The sequence below is a fragment of the Vulcanimicrobium alpinum genome, assembly GCF_027923555.1.
Lineage (GTDB): Bacteria > Vulcanimicrobiota > Vulcanimicrobiia > Vulcanimicrobiales > Vulcanimicrobiaceae > Vulcanimicrobium > Vulcanimicrobium alpinum.
In genome coordinates this window covers 722,417-746,362 of sequence record NZ_AP025523.1, presented here as the reverse complement: position 1 = coordinate 746,362, position 23,946 = coordinate 722,417, and the positions used below count along the sequence as shown (strand labels likewise).

General features: G+C 66.9%; 23 protein-coding genes and 1 riboswitch. Of the genes, 13 read left to right on the top strand and 10 right to left on the bottom strand.

The annotated features are described in order from the left end of the window. Positions 1-121: 121 nt before the first annotated feature. The 7 genes from WPS_RS03720 to WPS_RS03690 all read right to left on the bottom strand — a co-directional run bounded on the left by WPS_RS03720 (position 122) and on the right by WPS_RS03690 (position 9,047). Positions 122-1,204, bottom strand: coding sequence for an IS5 family transposase (locus tag WPS_RS03720; protein ID WP_317994189.1), 1,083 nt, complete (start codon positions 1,202-1,204; stop codon positions 122-124). A gap of 112 nt (positions 1,205-1,316) precedes the next feature. Further along, on the bottom strand, positions 1,317-2,036 hold the full coding sequence (locus WPS_RS03715; protein WP_317996511.1) for an MgtC/SapB family protein: 720 nt from the start codon (positions 2,034-2,036) through the stop codon (positions 1,317-1,319). A 2-nt stretch (positions 2,037-2,038) separates the two neighbouring features. Beyond that, the gene (locus WPS_RS03710) at positions 2,039-3,379 is read right to left on the bottom strand and encodes a hypothetical protein (protein WP_317996510.1); all 1,341 of its coding nucleotides are present in this window, start codon (positions 3,377-3,379) and stop codon (positions 2,039-2,041) included. 770 nt (positions 3,380-4,149) lie between these two features. Beyond that, complete coding sequence (locus WPS_RS03705) at positions 4,150-5,802, bottom strand: Nramp family divalent metal transporter (protein ID WP_317996509.1); 1,653 nt, start codon at positions 5,800-5,802, stop codon at positions 4,150-4,152. A gap of 96 nt (positions 5,803-5,898) precedes the next feature. After that, positions 5,899-6,102 (bottom strand): hypothetical protein, encoded by a 204-nt coding sequence (locus WPS_RS03700; RefSeq protein ID WP_317996508.1) that lies wholly within the window; start codon positions 6,100-6,102, stop codon positions 5,899-5,901. Positions 6,103-6,513: 411 nt separating this feature from the next. Then, positions 6,514-6,679, bottom strand: a riboswitch (M-box (ykoK) riboswitch). A gap of 22 nt (positions 6,680-6,701) precedes the next feature. Continuing rightward, positions 6,702-6,911 carry a hypothetical protein gene (locus WPS_RS03695; RefSeq protein ID WP_317996507.1) on the bottom strand — a complete coding sequence of 70 codons (210 nt, stop codon included), beginning with the start codon at positions 6,909-6,911 and terminating at the stop codon, positions 6,702-6,704. Positions 6,912-7,352: 441 nt separating this feature from the next. Beyond that, positions 7,353-9,047: a ribonuclease J gene (locus WPS_RS03690; RefSeq protein ID WP_317996506.1), complete on the bottom strand. Its 1,695-nt coding sequence runs from the start codon at positions 9,045-9,047 to the stop codon at positions 7,353-7,355. A gap of 43 nt (positions 9,048-9,090) precedes the next feature. Between WPS_RS03690 and WPS_RS03685 the strand changes: the two genes are divergently transcribed. The 8 genes from WPS_RS03685 to WPS_RS03650 all read left to right on the top strand — a co-directional run bounded on the left by WPS_RS03685 (position 9,091) and on the right by WPS_RS03650 (position 17,521). Beyond that, a complete protein-coding gene (locus WPS_RS03685) occupies positions 9,091-9,402 on the top strand; it encodes a hypothetical protein (protein ID WP_317996505.1) in 312 nt (103 codons plus the stop codon). 28 nt (positions 9,403-9,430) lie between these two features. After that, positions 9,431-10,168, top strand: a complete 738-nt coding sequence (locus tag WPS_RS03680; protein ID WP_317996504.1) for a hypothetical protein — start codon at positions 9,431-9,433, stop codon at positions 10,166-10,168. Then, positions 10,168-11,559, top strand: a complete 1,392-nt coding sequence (locus tag WPS_RS03675) for a TolC family protein (RefSeq protein ID WP_317996503.1) — start codon at positions 10,168-10,170, stop codon at positions 11,557-11,559. Before WPS_RS03680 ends, WPS_RS03675 begins: the two co-directional genes overlap by 1 nt. Then, entirely contained in the window at positions 11,560-13,104 is a 1,545-nt protein-coding gene (locus WPS_RS03670; RefSeq protein WP_317996502.1) for an efflux RND transporter periplasmic adaptor subunit, read from the top strand. Further along, on the top strand, positions 13,101-14,294 hold the full coding sequence (locus WPS_RS03665) for an ABC transporter permease (protein WP_317996501.1): 1,194 nt from the start codon (positions 13,101-13,103) through the stop codon (positions 14,292-14,294). The genes WPS_RS03670 and WPS_RS03665 overlap by 4 nt, the downstream gene beginning before the upstream one ends. Then, the gene (locus WPS_RS03660) at positions 14,291-15,493 is read left to right on the top strand and encodes an ABC transporter permease (protein WP_317996500.1); all 1,203 of its coding nucleotides are present in this window, start codon (positions 14,291-14,293) and stop codon (positions 15,491-15,493) included. The genes WPS_RS03665 and WPS_RS03660 overlap by 4 nt, the downstream gene beginning before the upstream one ends. Beyond that, positions 15,486-16,196 carry an ABC transporter ATP-binding protein gene (locus WPS_RS03655; protein ID WP_317996499.1) on the top strand — a complete coding sequence of 237 codons (711 nt, stop codon included), beginning with the start codon at positions 15,486-15,488 and terminating at the stop codon, positions 16,194-16,196. The genes WPS_RS03660 and WPS_RS03655 overlap by 8 nt, the downstream gene beginning before the upstream one ends. 95 nt (positions 16,197-16,291) lie before the next feature. After that, positions 16,292-17,521 carry a S1C family serine protease gene (locus WPS_RS03650; protein ID WP_317996498.1) on the top strand — a complete coding sequence of 410 codons (1,230 nt, stop codon included), beginning with the start codon at positions 16,292-16,294 and terminating at the stop codon, positions 17,519-17,521. 47 nt (positions 17,522-17,568) lie between these two features. Here WPS_RS03650 and WPS_RS03645 read toward each other — a convergent pair whose 3' ends face one another. Together WPS_RS03645 and WPS_RS03640 are read right to left on the bottom strand one after the other, a co-directional pair. After that, the gene (locus WPS_RS03645; protein ID WP_317996497.1) at positions 17,569-18,036 is read right to left on the bottom strand and encodes a hypothetical protein; all 468 of its coding nucleotides are present in this window, start codon (positions 18,034-18,036) and stop codon (positions 17,569-17,571) included. Positions 18,037-18,059: 23 nt separating this feature from the next. Then, complete coding sequence (locus WPS_RS03640) at positions 18,060-18,353, bottom strand: hypothetical protein (protein ID WP_317996496.1); 294 nt, start codon at positions 18,351-18,353, stop codon at positions 18,060-18,062. Between the two features lie 236 nt (positions 18,354-18,589). Between WPS_RS03640 and dnaK the strand changes: the two genes are divergently transcribed. The 4 genes from dnaK to WPS_RS03620 are packed head-to-tail and all read left to right on the top strand — an operon-like array spanning position 18,590 to position 22,416. Then, on the top strand, positions 18,590-20,449 hold the full coding sequence (gene dnaK, locus WPS_RS03635; RefSeq protein ID WP_317996495.1) for a molecular chaperone DnaK: 1,860 nt from the start codon (positions 18,590-18,592) through the stop codon (positions 20,447-20,449). A 7-nt stretch (positions 20,450-20,456) separates the two neighbouring features. Then, positions 20,457-20,996: a nucleotide exchange factor GrpE gene (locus WPS_RS03630; protein WP_317996494.1), complete on the top strand. Its 540-nt coding sequence runs from the start codon at positions 20,457-20,459 to the stop codon at positions 20,994-20,996. Then, entirely contained in the window at positions 20,993-22,027 is a 1,035-nt protein-coding gene (locus WPS_RS03625) for a DnaJ C-terminal domain-containing protein (protein WP_317996493.1), read from the top strand. Before WPS_RS03630 ends, WPS_RS03625 begins: the two co-directional genes overlap by 4 nt. A 35-nt stretch (positions 22,028-22,062) precedes the next feature. Next, a complete protein-coding gene (locus WPS_RS03620) occupies positions 22,063-22,416 on the top strand; it encodes a hypothetical protein (protein ID WP_317996492.1) in 354 nt (117 codons plus the stop codon). A gap of 19 nt (positions 22,417-22,435) precedes the next feature. On the opposite strand, the gene WPS_RS03615 is transcribed toward WPS_RS03620, so the two are convergent. Continuing rightward, complete coding sequence (locus tag WPS_RS03615; RefSeq protein ID WP_317996491.1) at positions 22,436-22,837, bottom strand: cupin domain-containing protein; 402 nt, start codon at positions 22,835-22,837, stop codon at positions 22,436-22,438. An 80-nt stretch (positions 22,838-22,917) separates the two neighbouring features. Between WPS_RS03615 and WPS_RS03610 the strand changes: the two genes are divergently transcribed. Continuing rightward, on the top strand, positions 22,918-23,934 hold the full coding sequence (locus WPS_RS03610) for an NADP-dependent oxidoreductase (RefSeq protein ID WP_317996490.1): 1,017 nt from the start codon (positions 22,918-22,920) through the stop codon (positions 23,932-23,934). Positions 23,935-23,946: the final 12 nt, after the last annotated feature.

Genomic DNA, 23,946 nt, shown 5'->3' with positions numbered 1-23,946 from the left:
ATCGGCGCGTGGTTCGCGAACTGCCCGTTCAGCACGGTTTTCGGGAGGTCGGCGGACCTCTCGAAGCCCGTTGCCGAGCGGTTCATCTCGAAAACGCCCCTCGGGTCAGCATCACTTCGCATCATGTCGCGGCCCTCAGATTGCGTATCCTGATCAAGTTGTACGCCGCGGCCGTCCAGCGCACAATGTCGCCGACCAGATCAAGCCCGCGGAAATGCACCTTGCGCAATCGGCCGATCGTCTTGCCCCACCCGAAGCTCTCCTCGATCAACTTGCGCCTGCGTTGACTCACCGTGTAGCCCGGATGGCGGACGGTTCGGCGGTCGATCGCGCTGCGGCGACGGGTCGTATTTTGAGCAACGTGCGGCGTCACGTTGAGCGCTCGCAACGCCTCGACAAAGTCTTTGGTATCGTACGCCTTGTCGGCGCCGAGCGTGATTCGGTTGCTTCCGCTGACCCCGCGAATCAATTCCAGCGCTGCTTCGCGTTCGGCGATCCCGGTCGCGCGAGTGGTCTTCACGCCGACGATCAAGCCGTTGCGATTCTCCATCAGAGCATGTCCGAGATAGCCGAGAATCGCCGGCGCGCCGCTGCTCTTGCGGTACAACCGCGCGTCCGGATCGGTACTCGAGACGTGCGTCTCGTTGCTGCGCGGCCGGCCACGAAAGTTCACGCCCTCGTTGCGACCGCCGCTCGAGGTCGGCGGTTCGTCGTCCGACTTGGGCCGAAAGCTCTTGTGGCTGGCCCACGCCTCGATTAGCGTCCCATCGACGGTGAAATGCTCGTTCGAGAGCAGTTCGTCGGCACGCGCCCGCTCGACCACGGCGGCGAAGAACCGCTCGGAGATTTCGCCATTCAAGAACCGATCGCGGTTCTTGCTGAACGTCGAGGGGTCCCAGATCTTGTCGTCCATGCTCAAGCCCACGAACCAACGAAAGAGCAAATTGTAACGCAACTGCTCCAGCAGCATCGGCTCGCTGCGGATCGAGTAGAACATTTGCAACAGCAAGGCTCGCAGCAGCTTCTCCGGCGCGATCGATGGCCGGCCCCGTCGGGAGTAGAGCTTGGAAAACTCCGGCGAGAGTTCGCGCAGAATTTCGTTGACCATCACGCGCATCGGGCGCAACGGATGATCGCCGGGCACGGTGTCTTCCGGCTGCAACGTCGTCCAAACGGATGCACGCTGCTCATCATGAGTCCGCATCGGCCGCAACCTCACCAAGGTATGAGGAGACTTGCTCTTATAATACGCGAAAAACGCCGTCACGCCAACATCAACTCGGCCGATTTTTCATCGGCCTGCTAAACGGGTGACGTCACGCGTCACCGAGCATCGCCTGTTCGTCCTCGCCGGTCGGGACGGCTTTCCAGCTGACCGCGGTGACGCCGGAGACGACGCCGAGCTTCGTCACCGAGCGCTCAAGGTGGGTGTCCGCGCGTCCCCTCGCCGCGACGTCGGCGACCACCTCGACCCGCGTCGTCGCCTCGATGTCTTCGCTGGAAAGCGCTTGCAGGATCAGCGGTCCGCCGCGTACCGACGCAATCAGCGCCTCGCGCACCTGCTCTTCGACGTCGTTGCGGCAGACCGCGCGAATCTCGTAGCTCGTGACGACTTCGGTATCGTCGAACGGCTGACGGTTGATGCTGCGTGCGATCGGCCGCAAGAACACGTTGGCCGCCAAGATCGCCGCCGCTCCGGCGGCCGCCTGCGCGAAAAACCCGAACCCCGCGAGCGTTCCGACCGCCGCGGTCGCCCAGATCGTCGCGCCGGTGTTGAGTCCTTGCACGCTAAGCCCTTCGCGAAAGATCACGCCGCCGGCGAGGAACCCGATCCCGGACACGACCTGGGCTGCGACGCGCGTCGGATCGCCCGTCTTATCGAGTGCGGAGATCATCACGAACGTCGCCGCACCGACCGAAACGAGCGCATTCGTGCGCAGCCCCGCCGTGCGCTGGCGATACTGCCGCTCCAGGCCTACGATCGAACCGAGCAGCAGCGCAGCTGCGAGCCGCAGGACGAAATCCCAGAAGTCCATGATCAGAACCGCAGACGTTCTTCGGCGACCAGCGCAGAACCGGTGAAGTTCGGACTCGCCGGCGACGCCGGGAAGGTCGACATCCCCGCGAACGCCGTGCGCCGGAACGTGATCAACGTAGACGCGCGCGAACTCGACCGGAACTGCACGCCCGCGAACGCGAGGCGTTCGGCGAAGTCGAGCGGTTCGGCGAACGCGCCTTTGATCGCATAGCGTCCGAGGCCCGCGGCGAATGTAGCATTCGCCGCGATCGCGCGCGAGTACGTGACGACGGCTTGCGGCACCTCGTAGGAGACACGATCCTCGGGATGCGCCGGGGCGAACGGCCGGTAGAGCGTGTCGTCGACGACGTCGAGCGTGACGTCGCCGAAGCGCGGATGCCATGCCGCCCAGAAACCGTAGCGCTTCTGCCGTCCGAACGTCGCAGCATCGGGCACTTGCGGCAGATAGTAGCCGTCGACATACCCCGACTGCGTCGACATCGACGTCGTCTCCGGTTCGATCTGCTGCAAGTTCGTGAACTCGAGACGCGCTTCGAGCGGCCCCTCGTCGACGGCGTAACGGAGGCGATATCCCTGGCGGTTGACGCCCAGCACGCTGTTGTCGATGAGCTGATAGTTGGACTTGAGCCATTGCCCGGGCCACGCGAACGCCGCGCTCCACTGATTCTCCGGAACGCCGTACGGCAGGATGATCGTAGCGTACCGCGGCTCCATCCGATAAAGATCCAGCGCTGCGGTAGCGCGGTTGTGCATCCACGCGAGCCCAACGTGATAGAAGCCGCCCGGGGCCTCGGTGCCGGGGCGCGCGACCGGAGCGGCGTCGTACCACGCGCGGCCGATCTCCACGACCGCATCGACACCCTCGGCGGGCAGAAGGTGAAACGCGCCGCGGACTCCCGCGATCGTCTGACGCTGGCCGCTGAGCGTGCTGGTCGGCAAGATCCCCTGCGGCGTCGGCGTAAACCGCGGATCGAGTCCGGTCGGGATCGTCGTGCCGAACGGCGCACCGCCGGTCGCGACGTGCAGCAGCTGCGCGGAGAAGCGCGTCCCCTCGCCGCGATCGAACACGAGCGACCCCATCGTCATGCGCGCGCCCTGGCCCGGCAGCGACGGCAGCGCGGCGCTGGTAAGTTCGATGGTCGCGTCGCCGTGCCGCACGACGGCGTCGATCCCGTGCAGCGGGAGCGCCGTCGCGGCGGGCTGCCACCACGGCGCGCCGGCGAGCCCGCTCGAGAGCGATTCCGCCGGCGCGTACGCGATCTGCGGGTTCACGCTGGTGAGCGCCGGCGGCGCGAAGACGAAACGGTCGGTCTGCGCGAGATCGAACCAGCCACCACGCACGCGCAGATTACCGTCGGCAGTCGCGATGGACGCGCCGAGCAGCGATAATCGCAGTGCCGTGCCATCGTCGCCGCCAGCATGCGTCGGGAACGCGATGGCGTAGGGCAACGCTTGCGATCCAAGATGCGGATTTAACGTCGGGAGGAGGTTTTCACCCCAATACGTGGCGTTGGTCGTGCTTCCGCGCACGTAACCGAGCCCGGCGGTGAGGCCGATGTCGAGCGTTCGCGAACGGTACGTCGCGGTCGAGACGAGCGCGCCGATCCCAGCGATCCCCGGAACCTGCGGGGCGCTCGAGAAGAGATCGTACGGTGTGTTCGGCGAGAGCGGCGAACCGGCAAGAAACCCAGGCGCCTCAGGCCCGACTTGTCCGCCTCCGGAGGTACCTTGATTGACGAATGTGATGCTCGCGGCGGAGTCGACATGCAGGCCCGGCGCACGCGGAGTCGACGATGGGGCGGGGCTCAGTGTGGCGGACGATGTCGCCGTCGGCGATATCGTCGAAATAGGGCCGGGCGACTGACTCGGGTCCGCATTTGCGGTTGACCGAGCGGTGAGCCCGAGCGCAACCAACCAGACGGATGCCGCACCGAGCGCGAAGCCGCGTGAGAACATGAGACCCTCCGATTTAACGCGTGGGGCGCAGTGGCTGAGGGAGCTGGAATACGTGAAGCCAGATGAAGATAAATCCGACGATAATGACGAGGAGATAAATTGCCGCGATCCACAGGAGCGCACGCGTCCAATCGCGTTGCATTACCCGCTACGCGTCAAGCCCTGTGCAGCGCGAGTAGCGTGACCTTGTAAACGACCAGGACCACGGCACCCACCAAGTAGACACGCAAGATGACAAGCCACACGCGATTGAGCACCGAGAGCTTCGCGGGCGGAAGTTCGGTTAGCGGCGGCATCCGCCAGGCCCGCTTCGCATCCAAGGACATCGATTCGCCAACCGCTGGGCTGGGGTGCGCGATCGCGAGCCACACTCCAATGCCGGTCGCGCCGACGAGCCCGACTCCCAGGGTCCCCAGGATCTGCGTCGTGCCGAAGTTCGCAAATAATGTCGACGCGGTCAGCACGATCGAGAGCACCACGAGTACCGCGATCACGACACCGGTGAAAATGTTTACGCGGGCGGTATTCGCCCAAGGTCCGAGCACGGGCTTATCGTTTGAAAGCAATAAGAGGAACACGGTCGCGCTGGGCAGCAGGACGCCGGCGAGTACTTGCACGGCATTGGTCAACAATCCGAGCGGCGAGTCTGGGATCAGTACGAGCGCGGCGGCGAGTCCGATCAACGCCAGATACACACCGTAAAATGCCGGCGCGTCGGTGGGTTTGCGATGGAGCGAATGCTTGAGCGACAACACGTCGCCAACGGCGTAGGCCGTCGAGAGGCTCACGGCGGCAGCTCCGATGATCGACGCATCCATGAGTGCGATCGCAAAGAACGCTGCCGGCCAGTATCCGACGTACTTCGCGATTCCAGCGGCTACGGCGCCGGCGTCTGCAAAGTTGCCAAATTCCTTATGCCCGGCGAATGTGGCGGCCGTAAACGACATCATCGCGATCGCGCCCAATATCACGAAACCGATGCCGAGGACCAGATCCCAACGCTCGTAGTTAATAAACGCAGGGGTGATCCGCTTATCGATCACGTAGCTCTGCTGAAAAAAGAGCTGCCATGGCGCAATCGTTGTCCCGACGATGCCGGCGATCAGCAGCATGACGGTGCTGAGTTCGGCACCCTTCGGGAGCCCGGGGATAAAGAAATCGTGCACCGTTTGACCCAGTGGCGCATGCACCGCAACTAGAACCGGGATCAAAAACAGGCTGCCGATGCAGAGCACGATGCAGAAGCGCTCGAAGCGCCGAAAATTCCCTTGCGCCGCTGCAATGATAACGAGTGCGGCTGAGGCCAGCACGCCCCAGATCTTCGGCAGCCCGAAGAAACTCAACGCTAGGCTGATACCGATGAATTCCGTGACGATCGTCAAGGCGTTGAGGATGAACAGATCGATGACGCTGAATGCGCCCCAAAAACGGCCGAAGCGTTCGAGAATGAGTCGCGCGTGGCCGACGCCGCTGACCGCGCCGAGCCGCAACACCATCTCCTGGTTTACGTAAAGCACCGGCACGAGGAGTAGTAGCGTCCAGAGCAGGGTCGTTCCGTAATTCTGCCCGGCTTGCGTGTAGGTACCGAACGCTCCGGCATCATTATCGCCGACCATGACGATGAGCCCGGGACCGAGGATCGCAAGGAACGTCACCAACCGCTGCCGCAGCGTCTTGCGCGCGCCGGTATCACCGCGACGAATTGTCCCGAGGCCACCATTGATGTCGCCAACGTGCATGTCATCGAGATGCGCCGAGGCGTTGGCGCGTGGTTCGTGGATGCTCGCCACGTAACTCTCCTCAAACATTGATGCTGAAGTTCGTTTCTGCGTGATTGCGCGACGTGAAAGCGTGGCGAAGTTGCGCGCGTCGCGCAGCGCTCGAATGAAGGTGCGTGTCGGGCTCTACCGGTGCAGCGCTGCCCGTCGCGCGAGGACGCGCCGGACGGCCTGCGCCGTGCGGCGGCGCTCCAACGTTGCGCGCAGAGCGACGTCGAGGAGATATGCGGTCGTCGCGTAACCCTTGCGCCATGCACGGTCGCGCGCGGCGCACGCGTCGATGATCGCAGCTAAGCCGGGCTTGCGGATCGATGATGCGTTGTTCATCATCGCACATGCAAGATCCAATAGATCGACGTCGGGCTCATGACAGGTTCAGCGACGTACGGCGGGGGGCAATGCGTCTTCGTCGACGTGCGGCGTGCTATAAAGGCGCGTGCGGTCGCGCGTAACGCGCTCGAAGAAATGGCCCCAATTCGGCCGAGGAAGGTGTGCGGCGCGTGCAGCGACCGCAGGGCAACCAGTGATGCCATGGTAGCTCTCCTACTTACAAATGACGTCGCAAAGCGACGCCGGCGAAAACGCCCCTAGCGGGCGGAGGTCGGTCGATACAACTACTGCCGTCGTCCATTGCGGAACTCACCCCCTTTCGGATCGCACCGTTGGTGCGCGTCTCAGATAAAAAAACCGCTCAGATCCACGATCCGGCGGTGAAGAAGAACGACAGGCCTGCGGCGTGTCGATCGGCCTCTACGTCCGGGGTTTGGCACCACACGCCGTAGAGCCGAAGCTCAGCCGCATTAGATCTCGCCTTGATTCGACGAGGCCTGGTAACCCATTGGGGTCTCTCGACCTTTCCGGGCAGCGGCTTGTTGTCGTGCGGACGCCTCACCTAACGAGGATGTCCGCCCCTATCGTACGCCTGCGTGTCAACCCCCCCGCAGGCCCCATGCGGCCCGTCCGAACGGATCGTCCGAACGGATGGAATCGCTCAGCGCTTCGCGCGCGAACAACACGTCGAGGTCGAGCGCAAATCCTGGGAGCGCCTCGTGCGTCAGCGTGGCGCCCACGTGCAGCGTTCGGCGCGCACCGTCGTGCACATCCATCGCCTCGTGCTGCGGACCGACGACGACCACCACTCGTGCACCCGCGCGCAGGTAGGTCTCGATCTTGTCGTCGACGTCCGCTCGACGATCGTCCGGCGAGCGAATTCTCGACCGCGACCGTCGGCGCGCCGAGCGGCAGTTCGATCGCGCTGCGTGGTGCGCCGATCGGAAGATCGGCAAATGCCATGAACGCCACATCGGGCACGAGCGGGTGCACAACCTCGCCGGGCGGAGCGGTGCGAAATCGCCATTCCGTTCCGACGCGTCCGTGCTCGCCCTCGTCCGCCCACGCACCGAAAGCGGTCGCCAAAAGCCTCTGCAGCACCGCGTGACTATAGGTCGGGCTCACCTTCTGGAGGGCCCCGCCCGCGAACTCACTCGGTTTCCGGCTTCGTCTGCGGCAGGACGATCTCGAGCAGCGACATCGCGCACGAGTGTGTATCACGCGCGTGAGGCGGGCCGGCAAGCCCGGCGTCAGACTTCCATCACCACCGGGATCACGATCGGCCGGCGGCGCGATTTTTCGAACACCATCTTGGCGAGCCCCGAGCGGATGTGTTCCTTGACGTTGCCGATGTCGCGGATCCCCTCGACGCTGCAGTCGGCCAGGATGCGCGACAGCCGTTCTTTCAACTCGTCGACGAGTTCACCGGACTCGGGCAAGTAGAACACGCCGCGTGAGATCAAATCGGGACCGGCGACGACGCGCGCTTCTTCCGCATCGACCGTCACCACCACCATCATGATCCCGTCGCCGGCGAGATGCTTGCGATCGCGCAGCACCGCTTCGCCGACGTCGCCGACCCCGGAACCGTCGACCATCACGTTGCCGCCGTACGTGCGGCCGACTTTCTCCGCGCCCTCTTTGGTAAATTGCAGCACGTCGCCGTTCTCCGCGACGAAGACGTTGTCGCCGGCGACGCCGGTCTGCGCGGCGAGCCGTCCGTGCGTCACCAGCATCCGATACTCGCCGTGGATCGGGACGAAGTACTTCGGCCGCACCAGGTTGAGCATCAGCAGCAGCTCTTCTTGCGATGCGTGTCCCGAGACGTGCGCGTTGCCGCTCGATCCGTGGATGACGTTCGCCCCGATGCGGTAGAGGTTGTTGATCGTCTTCGCGACCGATTTCTCGTTGCCGGGGATCGGCGTCGCCGAGATCACGACCGTGTCGCCGGGGACGATCTTGAACTTCTTGTGGTCGCGCACCGAGAGCCGGGTCAGCGCCGACATCGGCTCGCCCTGCGAACCGGTTGTCATCACGCAGATCTGCTCGGGCGGATGATCGTCGACATCTTCGAGCCGGATCACCAGACCGTCGGGGATGTCGAGATAGCCGAGCTGGCCGGCGAATTGCACCACGTTCTGGAGCGAACGCCCGAGAAACGCGACCTTTCGCCCGAAGCGCCGCGACTGATCGACGACCTGCTGGATGCGCGGGACGTTCGACGCGAAGGACGTCACGATGATGCGGCCCTTCGCCCGCGCGAAGATGTTCGAGAACGCTTCGCCGACGATCCGTTCCGAGAGCGTGTGGCCCGGACGCTCCGCGTTGGTCGAATCAGAAAGCATCACCAGCACGCCCTCGTCGCCCACGCGCGCGATCGACGCGAAGTCGGCGGGGTCGCCGTCGATCGGCGTCTGATCGAACTTGAAGTCGCCGGTGTGGAAGACCGTGCCCAGCGGCGTGCGGATCGCCAGCGCGCACGCGCCCGCCAGCGAGTGGTTGATGTGGATGAACTGCGCTTCGATCGCGCCCCACTTCACGCGATCGCCGGGTTCGACTTCGCGGGCCTGCCACTCGCCGGGCTTGTGTTCTTTGAGCTTCGCGCGGATCAGCGCGAGCGAGAGCGGGGTGCCGACCACCGGGATCTGCGGAAACTCGCGCAGCAGGTAGGGAATCCCGCCGATGTGATCTTCGTGCCCGTGCGTGACCAGCAGGCCGCGGAACTTGTCGCGGCGCTCGCGCAGGTAGGTGAAGTCGTTGATGACGATGTCGACCCCGAACATCTCCTCGTCGGGGAACATCAGCCCGCAGTCGACGACGACCAGATCGTCGTTGGTCTCGACGACCGTCATGTTGCGGCCGATCTCGCCGCAGCCCCCGAGCGGGACGATGCGAAGATACGGCTCGCTGGGCGGAGCAGGGACGACAAAGGTATCGGAAGTCAAAGGGGATCCTTGCGGGAGGACGGTGCCGGTGGGAAGGACGGGCGTGAGCAACACGCTGTTCCCCGGCACCCTGCTGGTGCTCTTCTGTTCGACTGCCGCGACCCCGCTCCGGGCGGCGACGGTTCCACCGCCGGGCGCACACGCCTCGCGGCCCGCGGCGACGCCGGTCCCGTATCCGGCGTTCCCAGCCTCGAGCCTCTATTCGCGGCGTTCGCGGCGGCTCGTCCAATCGTATCTGCGGCTCAAACTGCTCGAAACGCGCCTGGCCGGGCTGGAGCGGGCGCGTGCGGTCATCGAACGAAAACTCCGAATTGATGCGTTGGTGGGTGAAACACCATCGCCGAACGCTAGGTAAGCTCGCTCATGACCGGGGAGTATGTCGCGTGACCATCCCGTCCGCCGCGGAACAGCGCGGTTCCAGCCTGCACAACGTCGTCGACATCGTCATCGCACCGAGCGCGGCGTTCGAACGCATCCGGCTGGTCCCGGCGTGGGGATGGGCCTATCTCGTCGCGAGCCTGCTCGGGATCGCCGGCTTCCTCTTGATGCAGCCGGCGTTCATGCACGCGCTCGAGACCTCGGGACCGGCGCTCTACGCCGCCAACCCGGCGGTCGCGAAACTTCCGCCCGATCAGCAGGCGAAGGCGATCGAGCAGACGATGAGCTTCGCGCGGCTCTCGGTCAAACTGCAATGGATCGGGTTTCCGATCGGGCTGCTGATCAGCGGGCTCATCACCGCGGTCCTGGCGCTGTTCGCGAAGGCGGTCGGCAAAGGCGAAGGTTCGTTCCGGCACTTCTTCGCGCTCGCGATCACGCTGGGCGTGGTGACCGGCCTCGGGCTCGTCATCACCGGACTGATCTGCGTGATGCGCGGCGCGGCGTCGTTCGACAGTCTGGGCTCGGTGACGCGCGCGATGCCCAGCCTGGCGCTGCTGGCGCCGTCGGCGCCGAACAAGGCACAGGCGTTTCTCGCCGCGTTTTCGATCGTCACGCTGTCGGTGACGACGCTGCAGGCATACGGCCTGGTAGCGATCGCGCGGATCTCCCCCGCGATCGCCTGGGCGTTCTCGATCGCGGGGCTCGTCATCTCGGCCGGTCTCGCGGCGCTGTTTACCCCGTAATGCGCGCACGCGTCGGCGCAGGCGCCGCGCTCGCAGCGGTCGCCTTCTTCGTCGTGCCGGCAGCCGCGCAGCCGGCGCCGCCGCTCGATCTGCGCGGCGCGGTGCGATTCGCGCTCGATCACGACCCGACGGTGCTCAACCGCCGTGCCGCCCTCGCACAAAACGAAGCGACGTACGCCAAGAACCATGCGGCGGAGTTTCCGTCGCTCGCGGCGACGCTGCAGAATCAGCTTTCGAAAGGAAACGGGAACAGCGGCGGATCGTTCCAGCAGTTCGGTCTGTCGCAAGCGTCGGTCTTTTCGCAGAATCTCGCCCAGATCGGGTCGAACTGGACGCTCTACAACGGATCGCTCGCGCAGATTCAGGCGCAGGAGGCGAAGCGCAACGTCGAGGCGGCGCGCTTCGATGAAAAGCGCGCGGAGCAGCAGCTGGCGAGCGACGTCGCGGCCGCATGGTACAACGCGGTGCAGCAGCGCGAAGCGGTGCGGTTCGCCGACGGCGATCGCACGTACCAGCAGCAGCTCCTCGATGCTGCCCGCGCGCAGGAGCGCGTCGGCCGCGTCGCCGGCGTCGACGTCCTGCGCGCGCAGGTGAATGAGCTGCGCAGCGAAGCGACGCTCACCTCGTCGCGTGCCGCCGCGGCGAACGCGCGCGAAGCGCTCGCGCAGCGGATCGGCGCACCGCCCGACACGGCATTCGCGCTACCGGTCGACCTCCCCGAACCGCCGCCTCCGACGACGCCGCTCGCGGCGCTGATCGCGCAGGCGCTCGACGCGCGCAGCGACATCGGGAGCGCCCGCGCGCAGGTTGCCGTCGCGCGTCTCGCCGACGCCGCGATCGAGAGCGACCGCCGCCCGCAGCTCACGCTCAGCGCATCGCTGGGCAACTCCGAATCGCCGACGTCGGGCACCGCGTCGCGCTTCGTCCCCGGCTTCGGACTCGTCGCGGGCAACGCCGTCCAGCGGCCGGGTTTCTGGAACCTCGGCGCGACCGAGTCGTTCACGCTCCCGGTGATCGACTACGGTTCGCGCCGCGCCGCGCACCGCGCCGCGCGCGCGCAGCTCGATGCGGCGCTCGCAGCGCTCGCGTCGGACGAATCCGGCGTCGCGACCGACGTGCGGCAGGCGCTGCGCGGCGTGCAGACCGCGAACGCCAACCTCGCGACCCAGCGCGAGGGCACGCGGCTGGGGCTCGAATCCGCCCGGATCGCGCAGCTGCAGTACCGCAACGGACTGATCTCGCTCACCGACGCCGCGGCCGCGCAGCAGAGCGCGCTCTCCGCCGCAAACGATCTGGTCGCAGCGCGCGTCGCGTATCTCAACGCGCTGGTACGCTTGCGCACCGCCGTCGGCACCGCCGACGCGCTCGCCGTCGTCGACGTGGGGGTCTGAGTGGATCGTCGCCGCAACCTCGTCATTGCGATCGCCGCGATCGCCGCGATCCTCGTGGTCGGCGCCTTCGTCGCGCGCCCGCGCGGCGCGGGGACGCCGGTGAAGGTCACCCGCGCCGCGTACGCGCGCTTCCAGATGAAATTGCCCGAAACCGGCGTGGTCCAGCGGCCGCAGACGCAGACGTTGGCCGCGCTCGTAGCCGGCAACATCGAGACGATCTGGGTCCGCCCCGGTCAGCGCGTCGCCGCCGGCACCCTGCTCGCCGCGATCGCGAACCCGCAGCTCGTCGACGCCGAAGCGACGGCGCACGCCGCCTATCTCGCGGCCCAGGGTCGGCTGCGGACCGTCCAACAGACGAACGCAGTCCTGCCCGCACAGAACCGCTCGAGCGTCGTGCAGGCGCAGGCTGCGCTCGAACAGGCGAAGTTCAATTTGAACCAGGCGATCACCGACCAGCGCGCCGGGACGCAGTCGGGCCTGGGGTACGGGGGCACGTCGGCATCGCAGCAGCGCGCGGCAGCCGACGCGGCGGTCGCACAGCGCGCCACCGATCTGCGGGAAGCGAAGCGGATCGCGGACGCCGATCGCGACCTCTTCGCGCAGAAGGCGATCGCGCGCAACACGCTCGACCTCGATCTCGCCAAAGAACAGCAGGCGCAGGTCGCCTACGACCAGGCGAAACGCGACCGCGACGAGACGTACGCGCAGATTGCGCGGCAGTCGCCGGTGCTCTCCGATCGCGTGCGCGCGGAGCGCGACGCCGTCACGCAGGCGCAGGCGGCGCTCGCCGCCGCGCGCGCGAACGCGAGCCAGGACAAGAGCGGCGACGTCCTCGCCGCGCAAGCCGACGCGCAGAAAGCGGCCGAGGACTGGCGCTATGCGTCCGAGCAGGTCGCGCGCCTGCGCATCACCGCGCCGTTCGCGGGCGTCGTGCAGACGATCGCGACCGAGACCGGCGACACCCTGCGGCCGCTGCAGCCGGGCGACGCGGTCACCGCCGGGCAGTCGATCGTGACGCTCGCCACCAACGCCGGTTTCGTCGTGCGCACGCGGGTCGACGAGCAGGACGTCGCCTCGGTGCGTCCCGGCGCCTCCGCCGTCGTCTCCGGCGAAGACCTCGGAACGACGACGCTCCCCGCCCACATCGTCACCGTCGGCGCCGTCGCGCAGAAGAGCGACGATCCCTCGAACACCTCGCGTCAGGTGATCACCACGATCGCGCTCGATCGCACCGTGCCGTATCTGCGCGACGGAATGAACGTCGACGTCGACATCGTGACCCAAAACTTGCCGCACGTCCTGGTGCTTTCCGCCGACGCGATGCGCCGCGACGACAAAAACCGGCCCTACGTGCTCGTCGTTGCCGACGGCACCACGGTGAAGCGTTCGGTCGTACTCGGCGCGACCAACGACGCGCAGGTCGTGGTGCGCAGCGGGATCGCCCCGGCGGATACCGTCGTCGCCGAGCGCAACATCGGCATCGTCGAGGGGATGCACGTCTCGCCGACGGCGCTTCCCTCCGCGAGCCCCTCGCCGAAGCCGTGACGCGGTTGGGAGCGTACGCCGCCGAGGCGTTCGCCGCGATCTGGCGCAACCGGACGCGTTCGATCCTCACGATGCTGGGGATGATCATCGGCACGTCGTCGATCATCGCCGTGCTCGGGATCAGCCGCGCGGCGTCGGGCGGGATCACCGGGACGCTCAACTCCTTCGGCGACCAGGGGATCACGATCGCCGTCGACTCGAATCAGGACGACGCGCGCGCGGCCGCGATCCAGTACCGCGACGTCCGCACGATCGAAGCGGCCGCGGGTCCGCTGCTCGATCACATCGAGCCGTCGTACACCCGCTCGTTCACGCTGCGCGCGAACGGCGTGGCGATCAACACCTTCGTCGGCTCTGCCAGCGATTATTACAAAGACAGCATCACGCTGCGCGAAGGCCGCCGTTTCAATCGCGCCGACGTCGCCGGGGCTGCGCACGTCTGCGAACTCACCGCACCGCTCGCCGACAAGCTGTTCAAGGGCGGTCCGGCCGAAGGCGGCGTCGTCAGCGTCGGCGGCTCGCGCTGCACGGTCGTCGGCGTCTTCAACGAGATCAAGGGGAGCCTGTTCAACTCGATCGGCGCGAGCGATTTCGCGCTGATCCCGTACACGTGGTTTCACGATTTCACGCCGGGTCCGATCGACTCGCTCACGATCTACGCCGCGCCCGGCGTCTCCGTCGACCGCGTCTCCGAGGCCGTCGACGCGTCGGTGCGCCGCCTGCACGGTGCGCGCGCGCAGTATCAGACGCAGGACAGTACGGCGCAGGTCAACGTCTTCAACAACGTGCTGGGGATCGTGGCGGCCGGGCTGACCGGGATCGGCGGCGTCGCGCTCGTCGTCGCGGGGATCGGGATCATGAACATCATGCTGGTCTCGGTCACCGAGCGCACGCGCGAGATCGGGCTGCGTAAGGCGATCGGCGCGAAGCGCGGCGACGTGGCGCTGCAGTTTCTGCTCGAGGCGATCCTGCTCTCGTTCATGGGCGGCGGGGTCGGGACGGTGCTCGGCTTCGTCGCGACCCTGCTGGCGTATCGCGCCGTCGAGTCGCTGGTCGGCCCGGCACCGATCCCGTATCTGCTCATCATCTCGGTCGCCGTCGGCTTCTCGACGCTCGTCGGCTGCGTGTTCGGCACGTATCCGGCGATCCGCGCGTCGCGCCTCGACCCGATCGCGGCGCTCCGCTCGTGAGCATCTGGCAGTACTTCACCGAAGCGTTCGCGGTGCTCGCCGCGAACCGCGTGCGCTCGATCCTCACCGCGCTCGGGCTGATCATCGGCGTGACGGCGGTGATCGCGATCCAAGTCCTCGGCGCCGGGATGGCGGGAGCGGTCGAGGGGATCCTCGGCGGGATCAGCGACGCGACGTTCGTCGTGTTTCCGAACGCGCAGCAAAGCGATTTCACCCGCGCCGCGATCCGTCTCTCCGACCTCCAGCGAGCGAAGTACGAGGTGCCCAACCTCGTCGACGCGATCCCGGCCGGCGGACAATCGCTGCGCGCGAGCTACGGTCATCTCACCCGGCGCGTCTCGCTGGGCGCCGGCGCCGACGAGCGCTTCGCGACCGCGACGCCGATCCGCTTCGGCCGCAAGATCTCCGCCGACGACATCGCGACGGCGCGCAACGTGTGCGTCCTCTCGAACGAAGCGTATACCGCGCTCGGGATCACCGGCGATCCGGTCGGCGCGACCTTGCGTGTCGGCGAACACCGCTACGCGATCGTCGGCGTGCTCGGTAAAGCCGCCAGCGGGATCGTCCCGGTCGTCATCAATCAAGGCGTGACGATCCCGTACCCGACCTACGAACGGCAGTACGCGCGCGGCCGCGCGATCGTCGCCGCTCGCTTTCTGCTCGCCGATCCGACGCAAGTCGATCGAACCGAGAGCGACACGCTGCGCTGGCTCAAGCAGCTCAAGAAAGGCCGCGTCACCTACCAGACCTTCGATCGCAAGACGTTCTCGAACGCCGTCAACGGACTCTTCGCGGGGATCACGCTCGTCGTCGCGCTGATCGGCGCGGTCTCGCTGCTCGTCGCCGGAATCGGCATCCTCAACATCATGCTGGTCAGCGTGGCGGAGCGTACGCGCGAGATCGGCCTGCGCAAAGCGATCGGCGCGACCCGCTTTCAAGTGCTCCTGCAGTTTTTCATCGAAGCGCTCGCGCTCTCCGGCTTCGGCTGTCTCATCGGCCTGATCTTCGGCGTCGCGATCGGCGGCGTGGTCAACAACGTCGCGATCGTGCACCTCTCCGGCGTCGTCGCGCCGATCCCATGGCTGCGCAGCATCGCGATCGCGACCGGCTTCGCAACGCTGGTCACCGTCGCGTTCGGCACCTATCCCGCCTGGCGCGCAGCGACCCTTGACCCCATCGAGGCCCTGCGCTATGAATGATCCCGCGATCGACGTCGTCAACGTCACCAAGACCTACGACCTCGGCGAGGTTCACGTCCACGCGCTCAACGGCGTCACGTTCCGCATCGACGCGGGCGAGTACGTCGCGATCATGGGCCCCTCCGGCTCCGGCAAATCGACGCTGATGAACACGCTCGGCTGCCTCGATCGCCCCACCACCGGTACCTACCGCCTCGACGGCGTCGACGTCTCGACGCTTCCCGACGACGGCCTTGCCGTGATCCGCCTCAAAAAGCTCGGCTTCGTCTTCCAAGGCTTCAACCTGCTGGCGCGGACCAGCGCGGTGAAGAACGTCGCCCTTCCGCTCTTCTACGCCGGCATCGGCACGCGCGCGCGCAACGCCCTCGCCGCCGACCGGCTGCGCGAAGTCGGGCTGGGGGATCGCCTCGACCACAAGCCGAGCGAGCTCTCCGGCGGCCAGCAGCAGCGCGTCGCGATCGCCCGCGCCCTCGTGAACGACCCGGCGGTCCTGCTGGCCGACGAGCCGACCGGCAACCTGGACTCGCAGACCAGCGAAGAGATCATGGCGCTCTTCGAGCACTTGAACGAAGGCGGCCGCACGATCATCATGGTCACCCACGACGAGGACGTCGCCTCCCACGCCAAGCGGATCATCCGGGTCCGCGACGGACTGATCGTCGACGACCGGGTGCGCGCGAGCGGCACGGCGGGGCGCGATTAAGGGTTCGAGAAAACGGCGCCCGGAAACGCTACCCGCGGCCCACTTCGTTAGTAGTGGCGTCCAGACCAGCCCATGAAGCAGGAGCAAGAAACAACGTGAAGTCTCGCAGCGTCTTCGGGACAGCAGTCGTCGGACTCATCGGCGCGATCATCGGGAGCTTCTCGATGATGCTCTACGCGAGCACGCACTTCGCCGGCGTCGCCGGCCCGGGAAACACGCCGCCGGCGGTCAGTGCCGCGCCGCTGCAAGCCGGCGCCGGGACGACCGATCAGGATCGAATCGTGAACGCAGTCAAGCGGGTGCAGCCCTCGGTGGTCGCGCTCGAAGTCGTCGTCAACGGCACGCAGCTCGTGCCGGTCGATCCGTTCGCGCAGATGTTCGGCGGCGGCGGCCCGGTCGTGCGTCAGCGCGTCCGCCAGCGCGCGTCCGGCTCCGGCTTCGTCTATTCGAAAGACGGCCTGATCCTCACCAACGCGCACGTTGTCCCGAACGGGACGAGTCAGATCACCGTCGTCTTCAATAACGGCGACAAGGTGAAGGGGCATGTGTTCTCCTCGAATCCCGGCGTCGATCTCGCGCTCGTGAAGGTGGACGGCTATGCGAAGCTGCCGCCGCCGCTCGAGTTCGTCGACACCAGCAAGGTGTCGGCGGGCCAGTGGGCGATCGCGATCGGCGAACCGCTGGAACTGCAGCATTCGGTCGCGGTCGGCGTCGTCTCCGGCTTCAACCGCGACGAACCGATCCAGGGCGAAGACCAACAGCTGCGGATCTTCAAAGGACTCTTGCAGACGTCGGCGCCGATCAACCCCGGCAACTCCGGCGGCCCGCTGATCGACTACGAAGGACGCGTCATCGGCGTCAACCAGTCGACGGCGAACCCGTCGTCGGCGCAGGGGATCGGCTTCGCGATCCCATCGACCACGGTGATGCAGACGGCTGCGACGCTCGCCAAAAACCCCGGTAAAACGCTCGATGCGAACGGCACCGGGACCGGCAAAGCGTTTCTCGGCGTGCAGGTAGTGACGATCGACAACAACGTGCGCACGCAGCTCGGCGGCTACCGCGATCCCGGCGGCGTTGCGATCGGCAGCGTCGTCGACGGAACGGCGGCCGCGCAGGCCGGGCTCGAACCGGGCGACGTGATCCAAGCGGTCAACGGCAAATCGGTGAACACGGCGCCGGAGTTCACCTCGACGATCTCGTCGATGAAGCCGGGGACCAAGGTCACGCTGCGCGTGTGGTCGTCCGGCGTCAAGAAGAACGTCGACGTCACGCTCGGCGAGCAGCCCGTCGCGAACTACCTGCAGCAGCAGCAGAGCCCCTAGTCACGCTGAGCCTGTCGAAGCGCAGACGAAGCAGCCGCGGTTTGCGGCTACGCGCGCTCCGCGAACGCCGTCACGTCGAAAAACCACAGACGCGTCGCGCCGGACGCCGGGCACCGCGCAACAACAACGTCGTACCAGGGTTCGCGCACGCGGCGGGTCGACGTGCCCGTCACGAGCCACGGCTCCGCGTCGCTGCACGGATGCGCGGCGAGGTAGGCGCGCTCCCAGGCGCGTCCGTCGCGCGCGTTCGTCTGAACGTCGAGCACGGCGGTCGTCGGATCGTCCGCCGCCGGCTCCGAGCAGGCGATGCCGCCCGCAGGCGGGACGCCGTCCGCCGCGGGCGGCGTGCTCCAGGCGTCGTCGACGAGCCGGTCGTCGCGAAACGTGTAGCGCGCCGTCAGGCCGCGCGCGGAATTGAGCGTCTCGACGAGCATCCGTTCCCCGTCGGGCCCGGTTGCACGCCGCGCGGTCGGCCGCCGCGCTGCGACCTCCGCGTACCGGCTGCCCAGCGTCACCCCGCTCGGATCGGCCTCGATCTCTAGAGCACCGCGGCGGGAGCCCGCTCGACCCGCACCTCGATCCCCGCGACGGCGCCACGCCGCTCGGTGACGAGCAGCGCGGCGCCGCGCGGGAGCGCGAACCGCGCGATCCGTTCCGGCGCGGTGCCCGGTCCGGCGGCCATCTCGAGCGGATCGCCGAGCAGCGGCCGGTACGCGATCGCCGCCGACCCGAACGCCAGACCGTACCAGCGCGGCAGCCCGGGCCACGGTCCGCCGCCCGTCACCGAGCCGGCGGCGAGCACCCCGGCCGCCGCAAGGAAGACAGCGAGCATCTTCTCCTCTCAACGCGCCGCCGGGTGCAACCGTTGTGCCAGAATAACTGTCACACCAGATGAGTGGAACAACCCCACCCCGGTGGCGTATCATAGACGAGCGCCGCACGGAGTGCGGCATGCTCACCCTTGAGCGACGGTAAGCGGCAAGGCCCGCTTCGACAGCCCAGCCCACCCCGCTGTGCTGCCGGAAACGGCTGGTCCACGACGCTCGGAAAGCGAGAAACAGTACAACCATGGCTAAAGTGGTCGGCATCGACCTCGGCACGACCAACTCGGTCGTCGCCGTGATGGAAGGGCAGAGCCCGACCGTCATCGCCAACTCCGAAGGGTCACGCACGACCCCTTCGGTCGTGGCATTCACCAAGACCGGCGAACGACTCGTCGGACAGCTCGCGAAGCGCCAGGCCGTCACCAACCCGGACCGCACGATCTCCTCGATCAAGCGGAAGATGGGGACCGATTATAAGGTCAAGATCGACGGCAAGGACTACACGCCGCAAGAGATCAGCTCGATGATTCTGCAGAAGCTCGTCAACGACGCTTCGGCATATCTCGGCGAGCGCGTCACCAAAGCCGTCGTCACCGTCCCCGCGTACTTCAACGACGCGCAGCGTCAGGCGACGAAGGACGCCGGCAAGATCGCCGGTCTCGACGTGCTGCGCATCATCAACGAGCCGACGGCCGCCGCGCTCGCGTACGGCCTCGACAAGAAGGGCAACGAGACGATCCTCGTGTGGGATCTCGGCGGCGGCACGTTCGACGTGTCGATCCTCGAAGTCGGCGACGGCGTCTTCGAAGTCAAGTCGACCAACGGCGACACGCATCTCGGCGGCGACGACTACGATCATCGCATCGTCGAGTGGCTCGTCGCGGAGTTCCGCAAGGAACAGGGCATCGATTTGAGCGGCGATCGCCAAGCGATGCAGCGCCTCACCGAAGCGGCGGAAAAGGCGAAGATCGAGCTCTCCGGCACGGTCACCACGTCGATCAACTTGCCGTTCATCACGGCCGACCAGAACGGTCCGAAGCACCTCGACGTGACGCTGACGCGCGCGAAGTTCGAGGAGATCACGCAAGATCTCACCGACCGCTGCGTCAAGCCGTTCCAGAACGCGCTCGCCGATGCGAAGCTCGACGTCGCGCAGATCGACGAGGTCGTGATGGTCGGCGGTTCGACCCGCATGCCCGTCATCCAGGAACTCGTCAAGAAGCTCACCGGCAAAGAGCTCAACCAGTCTGTCAACCCTGACGAAGTCGTCGCGGTCGGCGCGGCGATTCAGGCCGGCGTGCTCGCGGGTGAAGTCCGCGACGTCGTCCTACTCGACGTCACCCCGCTCTCGCTCGGCCTCGAAACGCTGGGCGGCGTGAACACGAAGCTCATCGAGCGCAACACCACGATCCCGACCCGCAAGACGCAGGTCTTCACGACCGCGGAAGACGGTCAAACGTCGGTCGACATCCGCGTCCTCCAAGGCGAACGCGAGATGGCGAACGACAACAAGGAGCTCGGACGCTTCCGGCTCGAGGGGATCCCGGCTGCGCCGCGCGGCGTGCCGCAGATCGAAGTGACGTTCAACATCGACGCCAACGGCATCGTGAGCGTCTCGGCAAAAGATCTCGGCACCGGCAAGGAACAGCAGATCACGATCACCGCCTCGACGAACCTCTCGAAGGACGAAGTCGAACGGATGGTCCGCGACGCCGAAGCCTCGGCGGCCGCCGACAAAGCGAAGCGCGAGGAAGCGGAGATCCGCAACACCGCGTCGTCGCTGATCTACTCGACCGAGAAGTCGCTCAAGGAAGTCGGCGACAAGGCCGAAGCCGGCGTGCGCGCCGACGTCGAGACCGCGCTCGCCGAACTCAAGAAGGTCTCGGAGAACGGCACCGCCGACGAGGTCAAAGCGGCGACCGAGAAGCTCCAGCAAGCCTCGTACAAACTCGCGGAGACGCTCTACAAGTCGACGGGTGCGTCGAGCGACGGCGCGGCGGGTGAAGGCGCGGCCGGTGCGCAGGGCGCCGGATCGCAGAACGGCACGGGCACGCACCCGCAGCCCGACGACGTGATCGACGCCGAGTTCAAGGAAGCGAAGTAACGCGGCCGTGAGCGACGAGACCGTGAGCACGGCGCCGTCGGAGACGGCGAACCCCGTGCAGAACGGCGGCGCGCAAGCGAACGGCGGCGAGGGTGACCTCACCGCCGAGCTGGCTGCTGCGCGCGCCGAAGCGAAAGAGAACTACAACAAGTTCCTCTACGCGATGGCCGACTTCGAAAACTACAAGAAGCGGATCGAGCGCGACCTCGCCCGCATCGCGCTGGACGGCCGCAAGTCCGTCCTGCGCCGGATGCTCCCCGTTCTCGACAACCTCGAACGCGCGATCGCGTTCGACGACTCCGACGGGCTGCGCGGCGGTCTGCAGGCGACGCTGCGCATGTTCGAGTCGGCGCTTGCCGGCGAGAATGTGAAGAGCGTCTCGCTCAAAGGCAAACCTTTCGATCCCAACCTCGCGGAGGCGATCGCGACCCAGCCCGCACCCGACGGCGTCGCCGAAGACACCGTCCTCGACGAAGCGCACAAGGCGTACACGATGGGTGACGAGGTGCTGCGCCCCGCGCAAGTCGTCGTCGCCAAAACTCCGTGAACTACAAGGACTACTACGCAATTCTCGGCGTCCCCAAGACGTCCACCGAGAAAGACATCAAGAGCGCCTATCGGAAGCTCGCGCGCAAGTGGCATCCGGATCAGAATCCGACCAACGCGAAGCAGGCTGAAGAAAAGTTCAAGGATATCCAGGAAGCGTACGAGGTGCTCGGCGATCCCGAGAAACGCCGCAAGTACGACGTCCTGGGATCCGATTGGCAGAATGCGGCGCGCGAAGCGGAGCGTCAGCGCACGTACCGCCAGCAAGCCGACTTCGGCAACTTCAACTTCAATGCAGGCGGGGCGGCGCCGGGCGCAGGCGCCAGCGGATTCTCGGATTTCTTCGATATGTTCTTCTCCGGAATCGGCCGGCGCGGCGGCGCCGGACCGTCCGGGTTCACCACGCAGGCGCAGCGAGGTGAGGATTTGGAATCGACGATCGAGCTCTCGCTCCACGATGCCTACGAAGGCGGCAAGAAACCGATCACGCTGCAGGTCGAAGACATCTGCCCGCGTTGTCACGGGACCGGAACCGATCGCAATCGCATCTGCCCGCAGTGCCATGGCACCGGCCGGATCCGCGAAACGAAGAAGTTCGACGTCACGATTCCGCGCGGCGTGCGCGACGGTCAGCGCATCCGCCTCTCCGGGCAGGGCGCAAGCGGACCAGGAAGCGGCCCGCGCGGGGACCTCTACCTGGTCGTCCATCTCGGCGACGACGAACAATACGAACGCAAAGGCGACGATCTCTACGTCGATCTGCCGGTGAGCATCTACGATCTGCTGCTCGGCGCCGACGTGCGCGTCCCCACGATGACCGGCGACGTCACGATGACGATCCCCGCCGGCACGCAGAACAACAAGATGCTGCGGCTCACCGGCAAGGGAATGCCGAAACTCAAAAACGGCGGCTACGGCGACGAGTACGTCCGGCTTATCGGCCAGCTCCCGACCAACCTCACCGACAAAGAAACGAAACTCTTCCGCGAACTCGCCACCCTCCGCAACGGCAAAGCCCACGAGTCACGCTGAGCCCGTCGAAGCGCCGCCCCTCACCGGAGGGACACATGCCCGACACCATCGACGCCTACATCGCCGCGCTTTCCGCACCCGCGCGCGACGCCGCGCAGCAGCTACTGGGCGCGATCGCACGCGCTCCCCGGCGCCGCCGAAACGATCAGCTGCGCGATCCCCGCGTTCGCCGTCGACGGCAGGCGCTGGTCTTCTTCGCGGCGTGGAAACGCCATCTCAGCCTCTACCCGATACCCGACGGCGACGCCGCATTTCAAGCCGAGATCGCCCCCTATCGCGGCGGCAAAGGGACGCTGCATTTCGGCTACGGCGATCCGCTTCCGCAAGCCCACATCGCGCGCACCGTCAGCTTCCTACGCTCAGAGGGCACCGGCGCTCCGGCACCGTGAACGCGGTCGCCGAGGGGTCTTATCCGACCGCGGTCGCTCCGATGATCGTGAACGCGTCCGCGCGCGTTCCGTGCGCGTAGCGTCGTTCGTACTCGACGCGGTTGGGCGTGAATACGTCGACGACGACGCAGCGCTCCGGAAACGAGGCGCCGTGGGCGACGTTCGACGCGACCGCGTAGCAGTCGCCGGGACGCAGCGTCTTCTGCACCCCGTCCGCATACCGCATCACGATCGAGCCTTCGAGGATGATCCCGCTTTGCGCGTGAGCGTGCTGGTGCAGCGGCACCTCGCCGCACTCCGGCGGCTCGAACACCCAATAGACGAGCGTCACGCCGTCACCCGGCAGCACCGCCCACGAGATCCCCGGCGCGAACGGGACGAGCTTCTCGCGCGGAACGATCGAAGCATATGGCGCGTCCATCCCGAGACGTTCGCGCGCGCCCTGCGGCCGACCCGCGTCGCGGAGAAGGCACGGTGCCGCGCGCCGGGTAACGCCGACGCATGACAACCGTCGACACCCGTGAGAGCCGCGAGATCCGGCTCGCGGCGCGTCCCAGCGGCGAACCGACCGGCGCGAACTTTGCCCTCGCCTCGACGAAGGTGGGGCCGCCGGGCGACGGCCAGGTGCTCGTCAAGAACGCGATGATGTCAGTCGAGCCGTACATGCGCGGACGGATGAACGCGGGACGTTCGTACGTGCCGCCGTTCGAAGTCGGTGCGCCGCTCAGCGGCGCGGCGATCGGCACCGTCGTCGCGTCGAAGGACGCGTCGGTTTCGGAGGGCGCGACGGTGATGCACGATCATGGGTGGCGCGAGTACGCCGTGCTCCCGGCGAAAGCGGTGCGCGCGATAGACACGACTGCCGTCCCCGCCGAAACGTACCTGAGCGCGCTGGGCACCACCGGCTTCACCGCGTGGGTCGGACTGCGCGCGATCGGGCGCGTGAAGGACGGCGAGACGCTCTTCGTCTCGGCCGCCGCCGGCGCGGTCGGCTCGATGGCCGTCCAGCTCGCGAAGCGCTGGGGGCTGCGCGTGATCGGTTCGGCGAGTTCGCCGGCCAAAGCCGCGTTCGTGCGCGACACGCTCGGCGCCGACGCCGCGTTCGATTACCACGACTCCGTGCGCACGAGCTTGAACGACGCCGCTCCCGAAGGGATCGACTGCTACTTCGACAACGTCGGCGGCGAGCAGCTCGAAGCGGCGATCGGCGCGATGCGCGACTTCGGCCGCGCGATCCTGTGCGGCGCCGTCTCGCAGTACAACGCCGCGTCACCGCCGCCGGGGCCGCGGAACCTCGTCCTCGCGGTCGGCCGACGGCTCCGCCTCGAAGGCTTCATCGTCCTCGACCACATGCAGCGGTTCCCGGAGTTCTTCGGCGAGGTCGCGCCGCTGGTGAAGAGCGGCGCGATCCACGCGCCGACGTCGTTCGTCGACGGCCTCGAGAACGCGCCCGGCGCGCTCCTCGACATTCTTCGTCCGAACGCGCACCTCGGCAAGGTGGTCGTCCGTCTCGCGTAGCGGCGCGCTCCG

Excerpts from the sequence above, each read along its gene's own strand:
- WPS_RS03675 (WP_317996503.1), top strand. The coding sequence starts at position 10,168 with ATGCGCGCACGCGTCGGCGCAGGCGCCGCGCTCGCAGCGGTCGCCTTC.
- WPS_RS03640 (WP_317996496.1), bottom strand. The coding sequence starts at position 18,353 with ATGCTCGCTGTCTTCCTTGCGGCGGCCGGGGTGCTCGCCGCCGGCTCG.
- WPS_RS03655 (WP_317996499.1), top strand. The coding sequence starts at position 15,486 with ATGAATGATCCCGCGATCGACGTCGTCAACGTCACCAAGACCTACGAC.
- WPS_RS03705 (WP_317996509.1), bottom strand. The coding sequence starts at position 5,802 with ATGTTTGAGGAGAGTTACGTGGCGAGCATCCACGAACCACGCGCCAAC.
- WPS_RS03700 (WP_317996508.1), bottom strand. The coding sequence starts at position 6,102 with ATGATGAACAACGCATCATCGATCCGCAAGCCCGGCTTAGCTGCGATC.
- WPS_RS03715 (WP_317996511.1), bottom strand. The coding sequence starts at position 2,036 with ATGGACTTCTGGGATTTCGTCCTGCGGCTCGCAGCTGCGCTGCTGCTC.
- WPS_RS03615 (WP_317996491.1), bottom strand. The coding sequence starts at position 22,837 with ATGGACGCGCCATATGCTTCGATCGTTCCGCGCGAGAAGCTCGTCCCG.
- WPS_RS03620 (WP_317996492.1), top strand. The coding sequence starts at position 22,063 with ATGCCCGACACCATCGACGCCTACATCGCCGCGCTTTCCGCACCCGCG.
- dnaK (WP_317996495.1), top strand. The coding sequence starts at position 18,590 with ATGGCTAAAGTGGTCGGCATCGACCTCGGCACGACCAACTCGGTCGTC.
- WPS_RS03720 (WP_317994189.1), bottom strand. The coding sequence starts at position 1,204 with ATGCGGACTCATGATGAGCAGCGTGCATCCGTTTGGACGACGTTGCAG.
- WPS_RS03610 (WP_317996490.1), top strand. The coding sequence starts at position 22,918 with ATGACAACCGTCGACACCCGTGAGAGCCGCGAGATCCGGCTCGCGGCG.